This window comes from Streptomyces sp. NPDC046727 (assembly GCF_040645635.1).
In the GTDB taxonomy this organism is placed as follows: domain Bacteria; phylum Actinomycetota; class Actinomycetes; order Streptomycetales; family Streptomycetaceae; genus Streptomyces.
In genome coordinates, this window is the sequence record NZ_JBEYYR010000083.1 from 1 (window position 1) to 5,008 (window position 5,008).

Below are 5,008 nucleotides of genomic sequence, written 5' to 3' on the forward strand. Positions count from 1 at the left end.
GCGGTGATCGCCGGGCATCCGCTGGTGGCGCAGGTGGCGGTGGTCGCGCGGCAGGACCGGCCCGGGGACAAGCGCCTCGTCGCCTACGTCGTACCGCGCGAGGCGGAGGCCTTCGAGGCCGGTGAACTGCGTCGCTATGCGAAAGAGCGCCTGCCGGAGTTCATGGTTCCGGCAGCGGTGGTAGTGCTGGACGCGTTGCCGGTGACGGCCAACGGCAAGCTGGACCGGCGGGCGCTGCCGGCCCCGGACTACGCGGCCGCCGCGACCTCACGCGCCCCGCGCAGCGAGCGTGAGCGGGAGCTGTGCGAGATCTTCGCCGAGGTGCTTGAGGTGAAGCGGGTCGGCATCGACGACAGCTTCTTCGACCTGGGCGGACACTCCCTGCTCGCCACCCGGCTCATCAGCCGTATCCGCACCCGCCTGGGCGTCGAACTCCCCCTCCGCACCCTGTTCCAGGGGCCGACCGTGGCCCAGCTCGACGAACGGATCACGAGGGACAGCGGCCAGGCACGCCCCGCACCGGCCGCCGGCAACCGGCCGGCCGAGCTGCCGCTGTCCTTCGCGCAGCTTCGCCTCTGGTTCCTGAACCGCCTTGAGGGCGCGGCCACCGCCACGTACAACCTGCCGATCACGCTCAGGCTCACCGGCAACCTGGACCGGGACGCCCTGGCCGCCGCACTGCGGGATGTCGTGGAGCGGCACGAGAGCCTGCGGACCGTCTTCCCCGAAGGCCCCGACGGCACCCCCCACCAGCACATCCTCGACGCCCACCAGGCAGCCCTGACGCTGGACGTGGTGGAGACGACGGCCGGTCAGCTGGACGCCCGCGTGGCCGAGACCGCGGCCCTGGGTTTCGATCTCACCACGCAACCCGCCGTCCGCGCCCGCCTGTTCGCCGTCGACGACCGGACACACCTGCTGGTGGTGGTGCTGCATCACATCGTCGGCGACGGCTGGTCGATGGCCCCGCTGGCGCGCGATCTCACCGCGGCCTACGAAGCACGGACCAGCGGTGACACCCCCGTGTGGGAGCCGCTGCCGGTGCAGTACGCGGACTACGCGCTGTGGCAGCGGGAGCTGCTCGGCGACGAGTCCGACCCGGACAGCGTGGCCCATCGGCAGATCCAGCACTGGACCCGAGCCCTGGCGGACCTTCCGGAGCAGCTCGCGCTGCCCACCGACCGGCCCCGGCCCGCCACCGCCTCCAACCGTGGCGACAGCGTGACCTTCACCCTGGACGCGGAGCTGCACCAGCACCTCGCGGCTCTCGCACGGGAGTCGGGCGCGAGCGTGTTCATGGTGGTGCAGGCGGCGTTCGCGGCGCTGCTGTCCCGGCTGGGCGCGGGGACGGACATCCCGATCGGTTCGCCGGTGGCGGGCCGCACCGACGAGGCACTGGACGATCTCGTCGGGTTCTTCGTGAACACGCTGGTGCTGCGCACCGACCTGTCCGGGGACCCGACCTTCCGGGAACTGGTGGAACGCGTCAAGGAAGTCGACCTGGCCGCCTACGCGCACCAGGACGTGCCGTTCGAGCACCTCGTGGAGGTCCTCAACCCGGCCCGCTCCATGGCCGCGCACCCGCTGTTCCAGGTGATGCTCGCCTTCCAGAACATAGAGCAGCCCGAGCTGCGCCTCCCCGGCCTCACCGTCTCGGCCGAGCAGACCGCCACCACCGCCGCACGCTTCGATCTCTGCGTCTACCTCGACGAGCTGCACGCGGGCGACGGCGCCGAAGCCGGCCTCGACGGCGTCCTGGAGTTCGCCACCGACCTGTACGACCGCAAGACGGCAGAGGAACTCGTGGCCCGGTTCGAGCGGGTCCTGCGCGGCGTGGTGCGCGACCCGGACCAGCCGGTCGCGGAACTCGACCTCCTCGCCACGGCGGAGCGACAGCGGATCGTGGAGGAGTGGAACGCCACCGACACCGAGGTGCGCCAGGCCCCCCTGCCGGTGCTCTTCGAAGAGCAAGTGGCACGCACGCCGGATGCCGCAGCGGTGATCCAGGACGACACCACCCTCTCCTACGCCGAACTCAACGCGCGGGCCAACCGCCTCGCACGGCTGCTCGTGGAGCGCGGGGCGGGCCCGGAGCGCATCGTCGCGCTCGCCCTGCCCCGGTCGATCGAACAGGTCGTAGCGGTGTACGCGGTCGTCAAGGCGGGAGCCGCGTATCTGCCCGTCGACCCCGAGTACCCGGCCGACCGGATCGCGTACATGCTGGACGACGCCCGTCCCGTGTGCGTGCTCACCACGGCGGACACGCTGCCGCTGCTGCCCGAGGCACTGCCCGCCGTCGTCATCGACGAACCCGGCTTCGCGGCGGGACTGACCGCGTACCCGGACACCGACCTGAGCGACGCGGACCGCGCCACGCCGCTGCTGCTCAAGCACCCCGCCTACGTGATCTACACCTCCGGCTCGACCGGCCGCCCCAAGGGGGTGATGATCCCGCACGACGCCATCGTGAACCGCCTTGCCTGGATGCAGGCCAGGCATCCGCAGCGCGCCGGTGACCGGATCCTGCAGAAGACGCCGACCGGGTTCGACGTCTCCGTATGGGAGTTCTTCTGGGCTCCTCAGGTCGGTGCGACCATCGTCGTCGCCAAGCCCGGCGGGCACCGCGACCCGGCGTATCTGGTCGACGTGATCCGCACCCAGCGCGTCACCACCCTCCAGTTCGTGCCGTCGATGCTCGCCGTGTTCCTCGCCGAGCCGACCGCCGGCACCTGCACCACGCTGCACACCGTCATCCTCGGCGGTGAGGCGCTGTCCCTCGAACTCGCCGACAAGTTCCGCCACACCCTCGACGCCGGCCTGTTCAACCTGTACGGGCCCACGGAGGCGTCGATCGACGTGACCCGGTGGGCGGTCCGTGACGAGCCGGGCGCGCCCAGCGTGCCCATCGGCGCCCCCGTGTGGAACACCCGTGTCTACGTACTGGACGAGCGCCTGCGGCCGGTCCCGGCCGGTGTTCCGGGCGAGCTGTACATCTCCGGCGTGCAGCTGGCGCGCGGCTACGTGGGCCGGCCGGCCCTCACCGCGGACCGCTTCGTGGCCAACCCCTACGACACACAGGGCCGGCGCATGTACCGCACCGGTGACCTGGTGCGCTGGCGGGCCGACGGCAACATCGAATTCCTCGGCCGCACGGACTTCCAGGTGAAGATCCGCGGCTTCCGGGTCGAACTGGGCGAGGTCGAGTCCGCGCTCGCCGCTCATCCCGCGGTGGAGCAGGCCGTCGTCATCCTGCACGGCGGTCAGGACGCCACCGACGCCCGTCTCGTCGCCTACGCCGTGCCGGTGCGCGGTGCCACCGTCGACCAGGCCGAACTGCGGGACTTCGTCAGCACCCGGCTGCCCGAGTTCATGGTGCCCGCCGCGGTGGTCGTCCTGAACGCGCTGCCCGTCACGGTGAACGGCAAGCTCGACCGGAAGGCCCTCCCGGTCCCCGAGTTCGCGCCCACCGACTCCGGCAGGGCACCGCGCACCGCCCGGGAAGAGGTCCTGTGCGACCTGTTCGCCGAGATCCTCGGCGTCGAGAAGGTGGGGGTCGACGACAGCTTCTTCAACCTGGGCGGTCACTCCCTGCTGGCCGTCCGTCTGGCCAACCGGATCCGCAGCGTGCTGGGCGTCGAACTGCCGCTGATCACACTGTTCGAGGCGCCGAGCGTGGCCCAGCTGGCCCGTCGCCTCGCCGACGCCGAGGGGGCACGCGTCCTCCTGGCGCCGGTGTCCCGTCCGGCTGAGGTGCCGTTGTCGTTCGCGCAGCGGCGGTTGTGGTTCCTCAATCGGATCCAGGGGCCCGAGTCGGCCACGTACAACATGCCGGTCGCCCTGCGGCTGACCGGCCGGCTGGACCGTGGGGCGCTGGCCGCGGCTCTCGGTGACGTGATTGCACGCCACGAGAGCCTGCGTACGGTCTTTCCGGAGGGTCCGGACGGCATCCCGCGTCAGCGTGTCCTAGACGTGGCGGACGCCACGGTGGACCTGCCCGTCGTCCACGTCACGGAAGAGGAACTGCCGGACGCCCTGGCCCACGAGACGGCCCGCGGCTTCGACGTGACCCGCGAACTCCCCCTGCGCGCCCGCCTGTTCACCCTGGACGACACCCTGCACGTGCTCTTCGTGGTCATCCACCACATCGCCGGTGACGGCTGGTCGATGGCCCCGCTGGCACGGGACGTGGCCGCCGCGTACGAGGCACGTGCGGACGGCCGTGCCCCCGCGTGGGAGCCGCTGCCGGTGCAGTACGCGGACTACGCGCTGTGGCAGCGGGAGCTGCTCGGCGACGAGACCGACCCCGCAAGCGTCATCAACCGCCAGGTCACGTACTGGAAGAACGAACTGGCCGAGCTGCCCGAGCAGTTGACCCTGCCGATGGACCGTCCGCGGCCCGCCGCCGCGTCCTACCGCGGCGGACACGTTCCCGTCGAGATCGACGCCCGACTCCACCGGGACCTGACCGAGCTGGCCCGCGCCTCGGGCGCGAGTGTGTTCATGGTGGTGCAGGCGGCGTTCGCGGCGCTGCTGTCCCGTCTGGGTGCGGGGACGGACATCCCGATCGGTTCGCCGGTGGCCGGCCGTACGGACGAGGCGCTGGACGAGCTGGTCGGGTTCTTCGTGAACACGCTGGTGCTGCGCACGGATGTGTCGGGTGACCCGACCTTCCGGGAACTGATCGCCCGGGTACGGGAGGCCGACCTTCGGGCCTTCGTCCACCAGGACGTGCCGTTCGAGCACCTGGTGGAAGTGCTGAACCCGGTCCGCTCGATGTCCCGCCATCCGCTGTTCCAGGTATTGCTCGCCTTCCAGAACACCACGCCACCGCGCCTCGAACTCCCCGGCCTCGACCTGACCGTCGAGCCGGCGGAACTGGAAGCGGCGAAGTTCGACCTCTCCGTGAATCTCAACGAGGTTTTCGATGGTGAGGGTGGGCCGGCTGGGTTGTCGGGTGTGTTTGGTTTCTCGGTTGATGTGTTTGACCGGGGGACGGTTGAGGGTTTTG

1 protein-coding gene is annotated in these 5,008 nt (G+C 71.0%); it reads left to right on the forward strand.

The genetic code is table 11. The features are described 5' to 3' along the window. A partial coding sequence (locus tag ABZ937_RS42660) for an amino acid adenylation domain-containing protein (RefSeq protein ID WP_361701056.1) occupies positions 1–5,008 on the forward strand: 5,008 nt, incomplete at both ends.